Origin of the sequence: Actinorugispora endophytica (assembly GCF_004363075.1) — a bacterium.
GTDB lineage: Bacteria > Actinomycetota > Actinomycetes > Streptosporangiales > Streptosporangiaceae > Actinorugispora > Actinorugispora endophytica.
Genome location: NZ_SNYN01000002.1, coordinates 59,213 through 75,339, shown reverse-complemented (window position 1 = coordinate 75,339; position 16,127 = coordinate 59,213). Strand labels below are relative to the sequence as shown.

General features: G+C 75.5%; 13 protein-coding genes, 1 pseudogene and 1 riboswitch. Of the genes and pseudogenes, 7 read left to right on the top strand and 7 right to left on the bottom strand.

All coding sequences use genetic code 11. The annotated features are described in order from the left end of the window. The first annotated feature begins 100 nt into the window (after positions 1–100). From EV190_RS04870 to EV190_RS23885, 5 genes are all read left to right on the top strand, one after another. Positions 101–1,579, top strand: a complete 1,479-nt coding sequence (locus EV190_RS04870) for a DEAD/DEAH box helicase (RefSeq protein WP_133740242.1) — start codon at positions 101–103, stop codon at positions 1,577–1,579. A 706-nt stretch (positions 1,580–2,285) separates the two neighbouring features. Further along, complete coding sequence (gene ggt, locus EV190_RS04865; protein ID WP_208113045.1) at positions 2,286–4,073, top strand: gamma-glutamyltransferase; 1,788 nt, start codon at positions 2,286–2,288, stop codon at positions 4,071–4,073. Between the two features lie 159 nt (positions 4,074–4,232). Beyond that, positions 4,233–4,658, top strand: a complete 426-nt coding sequence (locus EV190_RS04860) for a helix-turn-helix domain-containing protein (protein ID WP_133740241.1) — start codon at positions 4,233–4,235, stop codon at positions 4,656–4,658. A gap of 72 nt (positions 4,659–4,730) precedes the next feature. Next, positions 4,731–5,111, top strand: a complete 381-nt coding sequence (locus EV190_RS04855) for a DUF4180 domain-containing protein (protein ID WP_133740240.1) — start codon at positions 4,731–4,733, stop codon at positions 5,109–5,111. Positions 5,112–5,156: 45 nt separating this feature from the next. Then, the gene (locus EV190_RS23885; RefSeq protein WP_341770518.1) at positions 5,157–5,534 is read left to right on the top strand and encodes a CDGSH iron-sulfur domain-containing protein; all 378 of its coding nucleotides are present in this window, start codon (positions 5,157–5,159) and stop codon (positions 5,532–5,534) included. Between the two features lie 522 nt (positions 5,535–6,056). Here EV190_RS23885 and EV190_RS24475 read toward each other — a convergent pair. The 5 genes and pseudogenes from EV190_RS24475 to EV190_RS04830 form a co-directional block, all read right to left on the bottom strand. Next, a pseudogene (locus EV190_RS24475) lies at positions 6,057–6,290 on the bottom strand (glycosyltransferase); the annotation flags it as partial. A 65-nt stretch (positions 6,291–6,355) separates the two neighbouring features. Further along, positions 6,356–7,384 carry an iron-containing redox enzyme family protein gene (locus tag EV190_RS04845; RefSeq protein ID WP_133740239.1) on the bottom strand — a complete coding sequence of 343 codons (1,029 nt, stop codon included), beginning with the start codon at positions 7,382–7,384 and terminating at the stop codon, positions 6,356–6,358. Between the two features lie 126 nt (positions 7,385–7,510). Then, entirely contained in the window at positions 7,511–8,299 is a 789-nt protein-coding gene (locus EV190_RS04840; protein WP_133740238.1) for an ABC transporter ATP-binding protein, read from the bottom strand. Further along, the gene (locus EV190_RS04835) at positions 8,299–9,315 is read right to left on the bottom strand and encodes a FecCD family ABC transporter permease (RefSeq protein WP_208113069.1); all 1,017 of its coding nucleotides are present in this window, start codon (positions 9,313–9,315) and stop codon (positions 8,299–8,301) included. Before EV190_RS04835 ends, EV190_RS04840 begins: the two co-directional genes overlap by 1 nt. A gap of 14 nt (positions 9,316–9,329) precedes the next feature. After that, positions 9,330–10,373, bottom strand: coding sequence for an ABC transporter substrate-binding protein (locus EV190_RS04830; RefSeq protein WP_133740237.1), 1,044 nt, complete (start codon positions 10,371–10,373; stop codon positions 9,330–9,332). A gap of 66 nt (positions 10,374–10,439) precedes the next feature. Beyond that, a riboswitch (cobalamin riboswitch) is annotated at positions 10,440–10,618 on the bottom strand. 145 nt (positions 10,619–10,763) lie between these two features. Between EV190_RS04830 and EV190_RS04825 the strand changes: the two genes are divergently transcribed. Together EV190_RS04825 and EV190_RS04820 are read left to right on the top strand one after the other, a co-directional pair. Continuing rightward, complete coding sequence (locus EV190_RS04825; protein ID WP_133740236.1) at positions 10,764–13,628, top strand: FAD-binding and (Fe-S)-binding domain-containing protein; 2,865 nt, start codon at positions 10,764–10,766, stop codon at positions 13,626–13,628. Between the two features lie 53 nt (positions 13,629–13,681). Continuing rightward, positions 13,682–14,188 carry a GbsR/MarR family transcriptional regulator gene (locus EV190_RS04820; RefSeq protein WP_133740235.1) on the top strand — a complete coding sequence of 169 codons (507 nt, stop codon included), beginning with the start codon at positions 13,682–13,684 and terminating at the stop codon, positions 14,186–14,188. Between the two features lie 51 nt (positions 14,189–14,239). Here the strand turns inward: EV190_RS04820 and EV190_RS04815 are convergent, their stop codons facing one another. Both EV190_RS04815 and EV190_RS04810 read right to left on the bottom strand, forming a co-directional pair. Then, complete coding sequence (locus tag EV190_RS04815; RefSeq protein WP_133740461.1) at positions 14,240–15,013, bottom strand: ABC transporter ATP-binding protein; 774 nt, start codon at positions 15,011–15,013, stop codon at positions 14,240–14,242. A 68-nt stretch (positions 15,014–15,081) separates the two neighbouring features. Further along, on the bottom strand, positions 15,082–16,101 hold the full coding sequence (locus tag EV190_RS04810) for an iron chelate uptake ABC transporter family permease subunit (protein ID WP_133740460.1): 1,020 nt from the start codon (positions 16,099–16,101) through the stop codon (positions 15,082–15,084). Between the last annotated feature and the right edge of the window lie 26 nt (positions 16,102–16,127).

Genomic DNA, 16,127 nt, shown 5'->3' with positions numbered 1-16,127 from the left:
GCTTCGTATCCATTTTCTTCGGTTCGTTCTTGTGGTCCCCTGCGCGGCGCTCTTCCGCCGGGACTTCCTCGACACGTGCCGTCGCGAGGAAGGTTCCTGAATGAATCGCACCACCCGCTCCAACGATCGCTTCTCCCGCCAGGGGCAGGGCCAGGGAGGGCGTCAGCGCCCCCGCAGCCAGTCCCCGAACCGTCGCGGCCCCTCCGCCGCCCCGCAGGGCGAGTTCGCGCTGCCGGTCAGCACGACCCCCGCGCTCGCGCCGGTCGAGTCGTTCGCCGAGCTGGGCATGCCCGCCCCCCTGCTGTCCGCGCTCGAGCGCAACGGCATGACCGCCCCGTTCCCGATCCAGGCGGCCACCCTCCCGAACTCGCTGACCGGCCGCGACGTCCTGGGCCGCGGCCGCACCGGCTCGGGCAAGACCCTCGCCTTCGGCCTGGCCCTGCTCTCCCGCACCACCGGGCAGCGCGCGGAGCCGCGCCAGCCGCTCGGCCTGGTGCTGGTCCCCACCCGCGAGCTGGCCCAGCAGGTCACCGACGCCCTCACCCCCTACGCCCAGTCGGTGCGGCTGCGGCTGACCACCGTGGTCGGCGGCATGTCCATCTCCCGGCAGGCCAACGCGCTGCGCAACGGCGCCGAGATCGTCGTGGCCACCCCCGGCCGGCTCAAGGACCTGGTCTCCCGTGGCGACTGCCACCTCGACCAGGTGGCCATCACCGTGCTGGACGAGGCCGACCAGATGACCGACATGGGCTTCATGCCGCAGGTCACCGCCCTGCTCCAGCAGGTGCGCCCGGACGGGCAGCGGATGCTGTTCTCCGCGACCCTGGACCGCAACGTCGACAAGCTGGTGCGCCGGTTCCTGTCCGACCCGGTGGTCCACTCGGTCGACCCGTCGGCGGGGGCCGTGACGACGATGGAGCACCACCTGCTGCACGTGTCCGACCTGGACAAGCGCACCGTCGCCACGCACATCGCGGCCCGCGAGGGCCGGGTGATCATGTTCATGGACACCAAGCACGCCGCCGACAAGATGGCCAAGCACCTGCTGGCCAGCGGGGTCCGGGCCGCCGCGCTGCACGGCGGCAAGTCGCAGCCGCAGCGCAACCGCACCCTCGAGCAGTTCAAGAACGGGAACGTCACCGCCCTGATCGCCACCAACGTGGCCGCGCGGGGCATCCACGTCGACGGGCTCGACCTCGTCGTGAACATCGACCCGCCGGGCGACCACAAGGACTACCTGCACCGCGGCGGGCGCACCGCCCGCGCGGGCGAGTCCGGCAGCGTCGTCACCCTCGTCCTGCCGAACCAGCGGCGCGAGGTGAGCCGCCTGATGTCCGCCGCCAACATCAAGGCCGGCACCGTCCAGGTGCGTCCGGGCAACGCCGACCTCGTCCGGGTCACCGGGGCCCGCGAGCCCTCGGGCGTCCCGGTCGTCATCGCCGCCCCCGCCCCCGCGCCCGCCCGGCGCGGCGGCTCCCCGTCCCGGGGCAACCGCGGCCGCTCCGCGCAGTCGCGCCGGGGCTCCGCCCCCCGGAACGGGCGCTCCGAGCGGCCGACCCTGCGCGGGAACGCCGCGTAGCCGAGAACCCGAAGCACCAGGGAGGCTCCGGCGCGGGGGTGATTCGCGTGCCGGTGCTTCGGGTGGGTCTTTCGGCCTCACGCCACGCGGATCGCGAGGTCACGGCGGGCGGCGACGGCGAGCGGGGCCCCGGGCTGCGGGAAGGTGTCCGTTTCGCGTGGTTGCCGTTGATGATCTTGCTGTTTCCCCCTGAAATCAAGGTTTTTCAGGGGAAAACAGCAAGGTCACCGGACATTCGAGGGCCGATCCCGCCCCCCATCCGGAATGATCATGGGCTTTCCGCTCTTCCAGACCCCGAAACGGGCAGAAAGCCCAAGACCGCCAACGAAACCCTCGCGCAACGGACACTCTGGGCGCGACCTCGACCCGCACCCGCCGCCGCTGCCCGCCGTGACCCCGTGATCCGCACGACAGGAGGCCGAAAGGCCTCCGAAGCACCGGTGCCCGAAACACCCCCGCACCGGAGGTTCTCTCGACGGCCCGTGTCGCCCCAGCCCCGCTGGGAACGGCGCGGGCCGTCCGCTTTCCCCGGGGAGCACGCGAAACCGCGGCCGGACGCGCCGGGCCGCGCGCACCGGCGGCCGGGTCCGCCGGGATCCCCCGTGTCCTTCCCGGATTCCTCCGGATGACGGAGGCGCAGCGGCGGCCTTTCGGGTTAGGTTTGTGACCGGCTTATGACCGGAAGTGACCGGAAAGGGCGGGTTGCGTGGGCGGGAAGACCATCGGCATCACAGCGGTGCTCGGAGCGGCCGTTCTCGTCGGGATCGGCGTCGCGCCGGTCCCGGCCCAGGGATACGAGGGGCCGGACCGCGATCCGGTCGCGGTGGGCGGGGGCGGGGCGGTGTCCACCGTCGACCCCGACGCCACCGAGGCGGGACTGGAGATCCTGCGACGCGGCGGCAACGCCGTCGACGCCGCCGTCGCGGCGGCGGCCGCGCTGGGCGTCACCGAGCCGTACTCGGGCGGTTTCGGCGGCGGCGGCTACTTCGTCTACTACAGCGCGCGGGACGACCGGGTCCACACGCTCGACGGGCGCGAGACCGCGCCCGCGGCGATGGGCGAGGAGGCGTTCCTGGAGGACGGCGAGCCGATCCCGTTCGACGAGGCCGTGACCTCCGGTCTCGGGGTGGGCGCCCCAGGAACCCCGTCCACCTGGGAGTACGCGGTTCGGGAGTGGGGGCGGACGCCGTTGAGGCGGGTGATGCGCCCGGCCGTCGAACTGGCCGAGGACGGGTTCGTGGTGGACGAGACGTTCCGGGCGCAGACCGCGCAGAACGCCGATCGGTTCGCCGACTTCCCGGCGACGGCGGAGCTGTTCCTGCCCGGCGGCGCGCCACCGGAGCCGGGAACGGTGCTGCGCAACCCCGACCTGGCCGACACCTACCGGGCGTTCGCGGTGCGGGGCGCCGACGTCCTGTCGGGGAGGATCGGGCGGGACGTCGCCGAGGCGGCCTCCGACCCGCCGGTGGCCGGGGACGCGGACCGGGTGGTACGGCCGGGGCTGCTGACGGCGGCGGACGTGGCCGGGTACGCGCCGGTGGAGCGCGACCCGACGCACGTGGAGTACCGGGGGCTGGACGTCTACGGGATGGCGCCGTCGTCGTCGGGCGGCTCCACGGTGGGCGAGGCGCTGAACATCATGGAGGGCTTCGACCCCGGGGAGGTCGGGGACGCGGGGGTCCGGCACCTGATGCTGGAGGCCGGCAAGCTGTCCTTCGCCGACCGCAACGCCTACGTGGGCGATCCGGAGTTCTCCGACGTGCCGCTGGAGACGCTGCTGTCCGACGGCTACGCCGCCCGGCGGGCCTGCGGGATCGACCTGGACACCGCGCTGGCGGCGCCGGTCCCGGCGGGCGACGCGGCCCCGGGCGGCGGCTGCGCCGACGGGCCGACGGCCGACGGCGGCTACGAGGGCTCCTCCACCACCCACCTGGTCACCGCCGACCGGTGGGGAAACGTCGTCTCCTACACGATGTCCATCGAGCAGACCGGCGGCAGCGGAATCACCGTCCCCGGCCGCGGCTTCCTGCTCAACAACGAGCTGACCGACTTCGAGTTCGAGGTCTCCGACACCGGCGCGGGCGCGGCCAACCTGCCCGCGCCCGGCAAGCGGCCGCGCTCCAGCATGTCGCCCACGATCGTGCTGCGGGACGGCGAGCCCTACCTGGCCCTGGGCACCCCCGGCGGCGCGACCATCATCACCACCGTGCTGCAGCTGCTGGTCGACCGGGTCGACCGGGGTCTCACCCTGCCCGAGGCGATGGCCGAGCCCCGCCTCTCCCAGCGCAACGCGGCCCAGACCCAGGCCGAACCGGCCTTCTTCGGCACCCGGGCGGAGAAGGACCTGGCCGCGCGGGGCCACTCCTTCACCGAGGTCCCCGAGATCGGCGCCGCCGTGGGTCTGGAGTTCCTGGGGCGCGGGCGGTTCCAGGCCGTCGCGGAGGCGGAGCGGCGCGGCGGCGGCCACGCGGCGGTGCTGCGCCCGGACCGGTGACCGGTGACCGGTGGGACGCGCGCTCGGGATCCGCGCGCGTCCCATTCCCGACCGCTCACTACCTTTCCTTCCCTATCCTTCCGGAGATTAGGGTAGTTTAGGGATTGAAAAGATCGTTCACAACAGGAGCGGTCCGGTTCCGGAGGCGGAAGGGGTCCTGTGCCGCAGCGGCTGTACTCGGTGGAGCAGGTGGCGGAGCTGCTGGGCCTGCACGTGCGGACCGTGCGCGGCTACGTGCGCGACGGGCGGCTGAAGGCGGCCCGGATCGGAAAGCAGTACAGGATCGCGCGCGAGGACCTGGAGTCGTTCACCGGCGCCCCCGTGTCCCCGCCCGCGCGGGAGCCCCTCCACGCGGAGGCGTCCGCCACGGTGCGGATCGACGGGGTCGACCCCGAGACGGCGTCCCGCCTGGCCACCCTGCTCACGGCATCCGCCGGGAGCAGGGACCACGACGGCCGGGACCTGCACGTCAAGGTGGTCCACGACGCGGAGCGGGCCGTCCTGCGGATCGTCGTCCTGGGCGGCCCCGGCGACACCTCGGCGCTGCTCGGGCTCGCCGCCGCCCTGGTCGAGGAGCAGCGGTGAGCACCGGGCTCCTCTCCTCCCACCGCACCGCGTCCGCCCCCGTCCTCCCGCGTCCGTGAAAGGACCCCGCCCATGCCCGACGTTCTCCATGACATCCACGGCACGCCCGTCCTCGTGTGCGCGGCCGACGGCGCCCCGCTGCGCGGCGAGCGCGACGCGACCGACCTGATCGGCGAGGCCTTCCACCACGGCGCCGCCTGGGTCGCCCTCCCGGCGGACCGCCTCTCGGACGACTTCTTCCGACTGCGCACCCGCGTCGCGGGCGACGTCGTCCAGAAGTTCGCCACCTACCGGCTGGGCCTCGCCGTCCTCGGCGACATATCCCGGCACACCGACGCCGGAACCGCCCTGCGCGACTTCGTCCGCGAGAGCAACCGGGGACGCCTGCTCTGGTTCCTCCCCGACCTGGAGGCCCTGGGGGAACGGCTCGCCCCGGCTCCTGCGGGCGGCTGACACGGGCGTCGTTTCCGGGGCCGGGGCACGGGTAGCGGCGTTCCGGTGAACGACGAAGAGGACTCCCCTGTGACCGTCACCGCCTACCCCGACGGCCCGCTACTGGTCCGAGGGCCGTTCCGGCTGCTGGCGGGTGACGGAAGCGCCGTCGCGCCGGGGCGGCGCACCGTTGCGCTGTGCCGGTGCGGGGCCTCGGCCGCCCGGCCGTTCTGCGACGGCACCCACAAGGCCATCGGGTTCACCGCCCCGGGGTTCGCGGAGGGCCGGCGCCCCGCCGGCCCTCCGCCGGAGCCGTCCACGGGAGTGGGCGGCGACGGCGAGGCGGGAGCCCGCGTAGGCGACGCCGGTTCCGGTCAGCCGGGCGGCGAGGGCCGGCCAGGCGCACACCGCGCGCTCGCAGACCCAGACCGGGGCCGCGAGTGAGGCGGCCGCGGGGAAGACCGCCGCCCCGCCCGCTCGGCGCCGCCCCGCCTCGGCCAGGAGGACGACCGCGGCGGCGCCGCACGGCAGCAGGACCGGGGCCCGCAGGGCGGCGAGTCCGGCCAGGGGCCCGAGGGCGAGGAACAGCGCCATGCGCGCCGGCTGCGCGGTGTCGTCGTAGGCCTGCCGGAGGCGCTGGGACCAGAACCGGCCGCTCTCCGGCGGCAGCCGCCGGACGTAGAGGTCGAGAGGGCGCGCCTCGGAGCCCCCGGACGCCCGTACGGTCCGGATGAGCTCCAGGTTCTCGAAGAGGACGTTCCCGTCGTAGCCGCCCATCCGCAGGAACGCCGTGCGGCGCAGCCCGAAGGTCCCCGGGTAGTCGTGGCCGAACGCCCGGTTCAGGAGGGTCCGGCCGGTGTCCCAGACCGCGTGCCACGGCAACGGGTCGAAGTAGTTCTGCGGGCGGACCAGGTCGGCGCGGTCGAGTTCGGCGCACACCCGCCGCAGTGCCGCCGGGTCGTAGCGGACGTCGTCGTCCGCGACGACGACCTTCTCGTTCGCCGCCGCCGCCACACCGGTCCGGACCCCGGCGACCTTGCCGTTGGCGCACCGCGCGGAGCCGGACGGCCTGAGGTGGCGGAGCCGTCCCCCGCAGCGCCTCCAGGCGTCGGCGTGCCTCGCGAAGAGGGGCCCGGGTGAGCCGTCGACCACGACCACCTCGTCGGCCAGCCCGACCAGGCCCTCCAGGTACCGGGTCATCCCGCCGAGCGCGCGGTCGTCCTCCCAGCGCAGCGGGATGACGAGGCTGACCGGGACCGCGCCGCTCACACCGGCGCCAGGCTGCGCAGCGGGCGCAGCGACGTCGCGCCGCGCTTCCAGCGGTCGATGACGTGCCCGGCGAACAGCCGGTCGACGGCGAGGCAGGCCGCCGCGCCGAACAGGACGTCCGCCGCGAGTTCCGGGTGGTCCGCCGCGAAGGCGCCGCACATGTCGTGGGCGGCGATCTGCTCGTGGACCGCGTCGGCCTCGACGTGCTCGTCGAAGTAGCGGCGCACCCGGTCCTCCGCGCCCAGCCGGCGCAGGCCCAGCGAGATGTCGCGGTTGGGCCCCGTGGACGTCATCTCGAAGGCCGCGAGATGGCCCAGGAGCGCGCCGCGGCGGCGGCGGTGCAGCCCGAAGAAGGACATCGTGTTGCTCACGGCCAGCGTCACCCCGGGGACCGCGTCGAGGTACGCGCCGTAGCCGTCGTCCAGCCCCAGCCCCCGCATGGCGGCCGCGAAGAGCGCGGAGTGCATCCGATCCGGGTTCCCCTCGCCGTACTCGTCGGACTGGATCTCCACGAGCGCCGCCTTCGCCCTCCCCCGGATCCGCGGTATGCCCCAGGTGTGCGGGTCGGCCTCGCGCAGGTGGTAGACCGAACGGTGGACGGCGAACTCGCGGTAGTGCCCGAGGTCCGCGTGGCGCCGCAGGAAGGCCGCCAGGGACGGGCCGCCGCCGTCCGCCCGGACCAGGGCGGCGAGCGCGGCGGGGACACCGGGCGGTGCCGCGCTCTCGAACCCCTCGGGGGCGGAGCCGGCGACGAGGGCGCCGAGGGCGCCCTCGAACCGCGCCTCCAGGGCGGCCCGCGCGGCGAGGAGCCCCGGGTCCCACTCCCACGCGTCGTCCACGCCGTCGAATCCGCAGTAGTGCAGCTCGTAGCAGACGTGCAGGGCGAGCTGCAGGTCCTCGTCGGCCAGCGCCGCGACCCCCGGACTGTCGGGATCGGGGATCCGCGGCGCGCCGTCGCGCGGCGGGCGTGCGAGCGCCTCGAACAGCCGCTCGGTCACGGGGCCTCTGGAACGGGGCAGGCGCATGGCGGCGGGTTCCTCTCTTCGGCGTGCGGACAGGGAACCGGGGCGTGCCGCCCCATCGCTGTCTCCCCGGCCCCGCTACCCCGGGGGCCTCCCGGTAAGCCCCTCGTCCCGGGCCGCGCGCCGGCCCTACCCGCCGGTCGGCAGGAAGCGGACCGAGGGGCGGTCGTCGGGTCCGTCGGGGGTGACGACGGCGCGGACCCCGTAGACGTCGGCGATCAGCTTCTCGGTCACCACCTGGGCGGGGGTTCCCGCGGCGACGACCCGGCCGTTTCCGAGGACCACCAGGTGGTCGCAGAACATCGCCGCGAGGTTGAGGTCGTGCAGCGCGACCACGCTGGTGACCGGGGCGCGCGCGATGAGGGCGAGCAGGTCGAGCTGGTGCCGGACGTCCAGGTGGTTGGTCGGCTCGTCCAGCAGCAGCTCGCGCGGGCGCTGGGCGAGGGCGCGGGCGATCTGCACCCGCTGGCGCTCCCCTCCCGAGAGGGTGTGCCAGGACTGCCCGACCCGGTCCTCCAGCCGGGTGTACCCGATGGCGTCGCGCACCGCCTCGTCGTCCTCCGCGGACCGGGCCGACCAGGCGCGCCGGTGCGGGATCCGCCCCAGGCGCACCACGTCCAGGACGGTCATGTCGACCTGGGTGGCGGAGTGCTGCTCGACGACGGCGACCCTGCGCGCCACGGCCCTGCGGCCCAGCGCGCCCAGGGGGTCGCCGTCGAGGCGGACGACCCCCGACGAGGCGGGGCGCACCCCGGCGAGCAGCCGCAGCAGCGTCGACTTCCCCGAGCCGTTGGGCCCCAGCAGCCCCACCGTGTCCCCGGTCCGGGGCTCGACGCTGACCCCGTCGACGATCATCCGGCCGCCCACCGCCCACGAGACGTCCTCCGCGCGCAGCCCCACGTCCCCTCCTCCGTCCATTACGACATCCTCCGGCCCCGGTAGAGGATGACCACGAAGGCGGGCACCCCGATCAGCGAGGTCGCCACGCCCACGGGGATCTCCTGCGGGTCCATGACGGTGCGGGCGGCCGTGTCGACCCACACCAGGAAGAGCGCCCCGACCAGGGCCGTCGTCGGCAGCAGCCTCCGGTGGCCGGAGCCGACGACGGCGCGCGCGGCGTGCGGCAGCACGAGCCCCACGAACCCGATCGCCCCGGCGACGCTCACCAGGGCCGCGGTCAGCAGCGCCGTCGCGGTGAGCAGCAGCAGCCGGACGCGGGCGACGTCGACGCCCAGAGAGGACGCCGCGTCGCTGCCGAAGGCGAAGGCGTCCAGCGCGGTGGTGGTGAAGGCACACACCAGCAGGACCGCCGCGAGGGCGGCCGCGCCCAGCCCCACGTCGCCCCAGCTCGCGCCGCTGAGCGAGCCCAGCAGCCAGAACAGCACCCCCCGGGTCTGCTCGGCGTCGGCGGAGGAGATGACGACGAACGACGTCAGCGCCGAGAACAGCTGCATGGACGCGACCCCCGCCAGGATGACGCGGTCGGTGGTGCCGCCCGAGGCGTAGCCGAGCAGCAGCACGAGCGCGAAGGAGCACAGCGCTCCCAGGAACGCGCCCGCCGACAGGGAGACCGCGCCGCCGCCCACCCCGAGGACCACCACCAGCACCGCCCCGGTCGAGGCGCCCGAGGAGACGCCGAGCACGAACGGGTCGGCGAGCGGGTTGCGCAGCAGCGACTGCATGACGGCGCCGCAGACGCCGAGCCCCGCCCCGCACACCGCGGCCAGCAGGGTGCGGGGCAGGCGCAGGTCCCAGACGATCCCCTCGCGGATCGGGGTGAGGCCGGACGCGGCCCCGCCGAACCGGGAGGCGACGACCGCCCAGACGTCGCCGACGGCGATGCCGGCGGGGCCGATCGTGATCGTGGCCGCGGTGGAGAGCGCGAGCAGGGCGAGGCCGCCGGTCCACACGGCGGCGGTGCCCCGGGTTCCGATCCCGGTCACGGGGCTCAGCCCGCGAGACCGAGGTCGCGCAGGCCCAGGGCGACCTGCTCCACCCCTTCGACGGTGCGGATGGAGGGGTTCATGGCGGCCCCGCTGAGCAGGATGTAGCGCTCGTTGCGGACCGCGTCCATGTGCCGGGTGACCGGGTTGGACTCCAGGAACGCGATCTTGGCCGCCGCGGTCTCGGCGGTCTGGCTCTCGCGGGTGAGGTCGCCGATGACGAGGACGTCGGGGTCGCGGTCCGCGACGGTCTCCCAGTTGATCTGGGGCCACTCGTCGCGGGTGTCGTCGAAGACGTTCTCCGCGCCGAGCTCCCTGGTGATGACGCCCGGCGCGCCGCAGCAGCCCGCCATGTAGGGGGACTCGGAGTTGGCGAACCAGTACAGGACGGTGACGTCGGCGGCGTCGACGTCGGCGGTGGCGGCGTCGAGGCGGCCCTGGAGCCCGGCGACGAGCTCCTCGCCGCGCTCCTCCACCCCGAAGAGCAGCGCGAGGTCGCGCACCTCCTGGTAGACGGCGTCCATCGTCAGCGGCTCGTCGCGCGAGCCGTCGCCGTCGCCGCTGTCGGACTTGGCGCAGTCGGCCGGGGACAGGTAGGTGGCCACCCCGAGGTCCTCGAAGTCGTCGCGCGGCGCGACCCCTCCCTCGCCCAGGACGGAGGTGAACGACGCGGAGACGAAGTCGGGCTCCTCGGCCAGGACCCGCTCGAAGGAGGGCCTGTCGTCGGCCAGGCGCGGCACGGTGGCGTTGGCCTCGGCCAGGTCCTCGGCGACCGGGTCGGTCCAGGTGGCGGTGCCGACCATGCGGTCGGCCAGGCCGAGCGACAGCAGGATCTCGGTGGAGCCCTGGTTGAGGGAGACCGCCCGCTGGGGCGGGGCCTCGACGGTGACCTCCCGGCCGCAGTTCTCGATGGTCCGGGGGTAGCCCTCCACGGTCCCGGTCTCGGGGGTGCCGGCGGTTCCGGCGCCGGCTCCGCACCCGGTGAGCAGTACGAGCAGGGCGAGCGCGGGCAGGGCGGCGGCGGGCAGGGGGCGACGTGATGACGTCATGCGGTTCCTCGTGTGCGTGAGGCTCGTTCGCGGAGCCTGGCGGCTGTTCGGCCTCCGCTCGCCTCGCGGCGGGCGGAGGTGCCAGCAGGTCTTCGGACTCGGGTTCGTCCGGACGGGGCGCCTTCCCGGAGTCTCCTCCAGTGGCCGATGCCCCGCCCGTCCCCCTCACCGCTGCGCGTCAGTTCCGGGTTCGCACCGGATTCCCTGGCCCAACGAATGGGTTGACTGGCTGCGGCAAGCTATCACAGACGCGCGGCCGCGCCCCGGCCGCCCCGTCCCCGCCGCGGCCCGCGCCCCATCCCGGTCATCCCCTCCCGCGCGCCGCCCGTCGTGGCCCCGGTTCCCGGTAACGTCGGTGCCGAGAGGACCACCCGCCGTCCAGGAGTGCCCATGAACCCCGTCCGCAGCGGTACCGGCGAGGCGTCCGCGCTCGCGGCGCGCCTTCGCGGGCGCGTGGGCGGGGAGGTCTCCGACTCGGCCCGCAGGCGCGCCGAGTACTCCACCGACGCCTCCAACTACCGGGTGGTGCCCGACGTCGTCGTCTTCCCCCGCGACAACGACGACGTGCTCGCCGCGCTGGACATCGCCCGCGGCGAGGGCGCGGCGCTGACCTGCCGGGGCGGCGGCACCTCCGTGGCGGGCAACGCCATCGGGCCGGGGATCGTACTGGACTTCTCCCGGCACATGAACCGGATCGTCTCCCTGGACCCCGGCGCCCGCTCCGCCGTCGTGCAGCCGGGCGTGGTCCTGGCGGACCTGCAACGGGCCGCCGCGCCGCACGGCCTGCGGTTCGGCCCGGACCCCTCCACCCAGGCGCGCGCGACCCTCGGCGGCATGATCGGGAACAACGCCTGCGGTCCGCACGCCGTCGCCTACGGGCGCACCTCGGACAACGTGCGGTCGCTGACGGCGGTCGACGGGACGGGCCGCCGGTTCACCGCCGGGACCGGCCTGGAGGCGGTGCCCGGTCTCGGGGAGCTGGTGGACGCCAACCTCGCGGTGCTGCGCACCGAGCTCGGCCGCTTCCCCCGGCAGGTCTCGGGCTACTCCCTGGAGCACCTGCTGCCGGAGAACGGGCGCTCCCTGGCCAGGGCGCTCGTGGGCAGCGAGGGAACCGTCGCGGTCACCCTCGACGCCACCGTCCGCCTGGTGGAGACCGCCCCCGCCCGCGTCCTGGTCGTGCTCGGCTACCCCGGCATGGCCGACGCCGCCGACGCGGTGCCCCGGCTGCTGGGGCACCGCCCGCTGGCCGTCGAGGGGCTGGACGCCCGGCTCGTGGACGTCGTGCGCCGCCACCGGGGGGAGCACGGCGTCCCGGACCTGCCGCGCGGCGGCGGATGGCTGATGGTGGAGGTCGGCGGCGAGAGCGCCGGGGCGGCGCTGGAGGCGGCCGGCGCCCTCGCCGCCGACGCCGGGGCGCTGGGCCGGGTCGTCCTCCCCGCCGGGGCGGAGGCGACCGCCATGTGGCGCATCCGCGAGGACGGGGCGGGCCTCGCCGGGCGCACACCGGCCGGGAACCAGGCCTGGCCCGGCTGGGAGGACGCGGCGGTCCCGCCGGAGCGGCTGGGCGGATACCTGCGCGAGTTCGAGTCGCTGATGGCGCGCCACGGCGTCGACGGGCTGCCCTACGGGCACTTCGGGGACGGGTGCGTGCACGTGCGCGTCGACGTGCCGCTGGAGCGGGACGGTTCGGCGCTCCGCTCCTTCCTGCGCGACGCGGCCGCGCTGGTGGTCGCGCACGGCGGCTCCCTCTCCGGGGAGCACGGGGACGGGCGGGCGCGCGGCGAGCTGCTGCCCCTCATGTACTCCCGGCGGGCCATCGACGTGTTCGGGGCGTTCAAGGCCCTGTTCGACCCCGAGGGCGTCCTCAACCCCGGCGTCCTGGTCGGGCCCGCCCCGGTCGACGCCGACCTGCGGCGCCCCTCCGCCCGGCCGCTGCCCGCCGGCACCGGGTTCGCCTTCGCGCAGGACGGCGGCGACTTCACGCGCGCGGTGCACCGGTGCGTGGGCGTCGGCAAGTGCCGGGCCGACAACAGCGCGGCGGGCGGTTTCATGTGCCCCTCCTACCTCGCCACGCGCGACGAGAAGGACTCGACCCGGGGCCGCGCCCGCGTCCTCCAGGACATGGCCAACGGCGGCCTGGTCCGGGGCGGCTGGTCGGCGCCGGAGGTGCGCGAGTCCCTGGACCTGTGCCTCTCCTGCAAGGCGTGCGTCAACGACTGCCCGGCCGGGGTGGACATGGCGCAGTACAAGTCGGAGGTCCTGCACCGGGCCTACGCGGGGCGGCGGCGCCCGGTCTCCCACTACAGCCTGGGCCGGCTGCCGGGCTGGCTCGCCCTGCTCGACCGCCTCCCCGTCGTCGGACCGGCCGCGGCCAACGCCGTGTTCTCGGCGCGGCCGCTCGCCGGACCGCTGCTCGCCCTCGCCGGGGTGGACCCCCGGCGCCGCGCGCCCCGGTTCCCCCGCACGTCCTTCACCCGCTGGTGGCGGCGCCGGCGCTCCGACACCGGCGCCGGGCGCCCCGAGGTGGTCCTGTGGGCCGACTCCTTCACCGACGGGCTCGGCCCCGACATCGCCCGGGCGGCCGCCGAGGTGCTGGCCGACGCCGGGTACCGCGTGGTCGTGCCGGAGCGGCGCGCCTGCTGCGGACTCACCCGGATCAGCACGGGGCAGCTCGACGGCGCCCGGCGGCGCCTCTCGGGGCTGCTGGACGTGCTCGGCCCCTACGCCGCCGCGGGGATCCCGGTGGTCGGCCTGGAGCCCTCCTGCGCCGCGACCCTGCGTTCGGACCTGGTGGACCTGCTCCCGGACGACCCCCGGGCGCGCGTCGTCTCCGGCTCCGTGGCCACCCTCGCCGAGCTGCTCACCCGCGGGGCGGCCGACGGCCGCCCGTGGAGCCCGCCGGACCTGGGCGGCGTCACCGTCCTCGCGCAGCCGCACTGCCACCAGCACGCGGTCATGGGCTACCAGCGGGACCTGGGGCTGCTGCGCGCGGCCGGGGCGCGGGTCACCGCGCTGGCGGGGTGCTGCGGCCTGGCGGGGAACTTCGGGATGGAGCGCGGCCACCACTACGACGTGTCCGTCGCGGTGGCCGGGAACGCGCTGCTCCCGGCGCTGCGCGGCAGGGACCCGGAGACGGTGTTCCTGGCCGACGGCTTCTCCTGCCGCACCCAGGCCGAGCAGCTCGCCGGCGTGCGCGGGGTCCACCTGGCCCAGCTGCTCGCCGCCCGCCTGCGCGCGCCCTCCGGGGGCTGAACCCCTCGGCGGGCTCCGGGAAGGGGCCCGGGCGGTGGTCTATCCTGAACGCCATGCCGGACGACGCAGGGGATCAGCACGCGTTCCGGGAGGACTTCATCCGGCGGTTCGCCGACTACTGGCAGTCGCAGGGACGCCCCAAGACCGAGGGGCGCATCGTCGGCTACCTGCTCCTGTCCGACCGCGAGGCCGTGACCGCCGAGGAGATCGCCGACGGCGCGGAGGCCAGCCGGGGGTCGGTGTCGACCTCGATCCGCAGGCTGGAGGAGCTGGGCTTCGTCAGGCGGGTGCGCGTCCCCGGGCGGCGCGGGCGCCTGGTCGCGATGGACGACGACGCCTGGGGCGGCTTCCTGCGCAACGAGCGGGACTACCTCCGGTGCCAGCGCGACCTCGCGCAGTCCGCCCTCGACCGGCTCCCGGGCCTGGGCCCGGTCGGCCGGTCCCGGCTGGTGAACATGCGCGACTACATGACCTGGCTCGACGGCTACCACGGCACGCTCCTGGCCCACTGGGAGGAGTACAAGGCCCGGCGCGCGCCCGCGAACGACCGGCCGGCCTGACGGCGGGCCGGGACGCGGTGTCCGCCCTTCGCGGCGGTCACGGCCGCCCTTCTACCGCCGCCGCTCGTGCGGGATCACCAGGGGGGTCCCGGTGCGGGGGTCGGGGACCACGTCGCAGGGCAGGCCGAACACGTCCAGCACCAGTCCGGCGGTGAGCACCTCGCCGGGGGGCCCGTCCGCGACCACGCGTCCCGCGCTCATGACGACCAGGCGGGTCGCGAAGCGGGCGGCCTGGGCGAGGTCGTGCAGCACCGCCACGACCGTGCGCCCCCTGCGGTGCAGGTCGGCGAAGAGCTCCAGCAGCTCGTACTGGTGGGCGATGTCCAGGAAGGTGGTGGGCTCGTCGAGCAGCACGATCCCGGTGTCCTGCGCGAGCACCATCGCCACCCACGCCCGCTGCCGCTGACCGCCCGAGAGCGCGCCCACCTGCGCGTCGGCCAGGTCGGTCAGCGCGGTCAGCTCCAGCGCCCGGCCGATCGCCTCCTCGTCCTCGGGGGTCCACTGCCGGAGCAGCGTGTGGTGCGGGTAGCGGCCGCGCGCGGCCAGGGCCCGCACCGTGATGCCCTCGGGGGCGATCGGGCTCTGCGGCAGCAGCGCCAGCTCCCTGGCGACCGCCCTGGCCCGCTGGGCGCGGACGTCCCGGCCGTGCAGCAGCACGCGGCCCGACACGGGTTTGACGACCCTGCCCAGCGCCTTGAGCAGGGTGGACTTGCCGCAGCCGTTGGGGCCGACGACGACCGTGAACCCGCCCTCCGGCACCTCGACGTCCAGGTCGCGCACCACCGGATCGGCGCCGTAGCCGAGGGTGAGCCGTTCGGCGCGCAGTCCCCGCTCGCGGGGGGCGCCCCCCGCCGCCGTCGCGCCCTCCGCCACGGAGGACCGGCCCTTCTCGATCACAGCACTCCCCTACGCCATTCGCGGACCAGCAGGAACCCCAGGTAGACGCCGCCCAGGGCCATGGTGAAGATACCGACCGGCAGGCCGTCGCCCAACGGCGACTGCTGCACGGCGAGGTCGGCCAGCACCAGCAGCAGCGCCCCGACCAGTGCCGACAGCGCCAGGTTGGGGCCGGGCACCCGGCTCAGCCTCCGCGCGATCTGCGGCGCGGTCAGCGACACGAACGCGATCGGCCCGGCGACGCTGACCGCCGCCGCCGACAGCACCACCGAGAGCACGACCGCGGCGGTGCGGGTGCGCCCGGCCCTGGAGCCGAGGCTCTCGGCCAGTTCGTCGCCCATCTCGCTGAGCGCGATCGGCCCGGCCAGGGCGACCAGGAACGGCACCGCCAGGGCCACCACCAGCCAGATGGTGAGCGCGTGGTCCCAGGAGCGCGCCCCCAGGCTGCCGTTGACGTAGGCGTGCAGGACGCTGGCGCGGTCGCGCGCCACCACCGAGACCACGAACTGGGTGAAGGCCGAGGCCATCGCCGCCACACCGATTCCCGCGACGATGAGCCGCCCCGGGTGGCGCAGGCCGGTCCCCGTCACGCCCGCCACGACCAGGACCGCGGCGCTCGCGCCCAGCAGCGCGCCCAGCGGCACCGGGACGACGCCGGGGAGCACCAGGGCGACCACCGCGGCTCCGGCCCCGGCCCCGGCCCCCAGGCCGATCACGTCCGGGCTGCCCAGAGGGTTGCGGGTGACGGACTGGAACAGCGCTCCGGCGACGCCGAGGGCCGCGCCGGTCCCCGCCGCCACGGCGAGGCGCGGACCGCGCAGCCGCCGCAGGACGAAGTCCTGGGTCGGCTCCGCTCCCCCGGTCAGCGCGGTCGGCAGGTCCGCGAGGGGGATCCCCAGGCGTCCCAGGACGAGGGTGGACGCGGCGGCGGCCAGGAGGCCGGCCAGCAGCAGGAGCGCCCACAGCAGCGGGCGCGGGCGCAGCGGCAGCGCCACGGCGGAGCCCAGGCGCAGCAGCGGCGGCGCCGAGCGGGCGGGGGCCG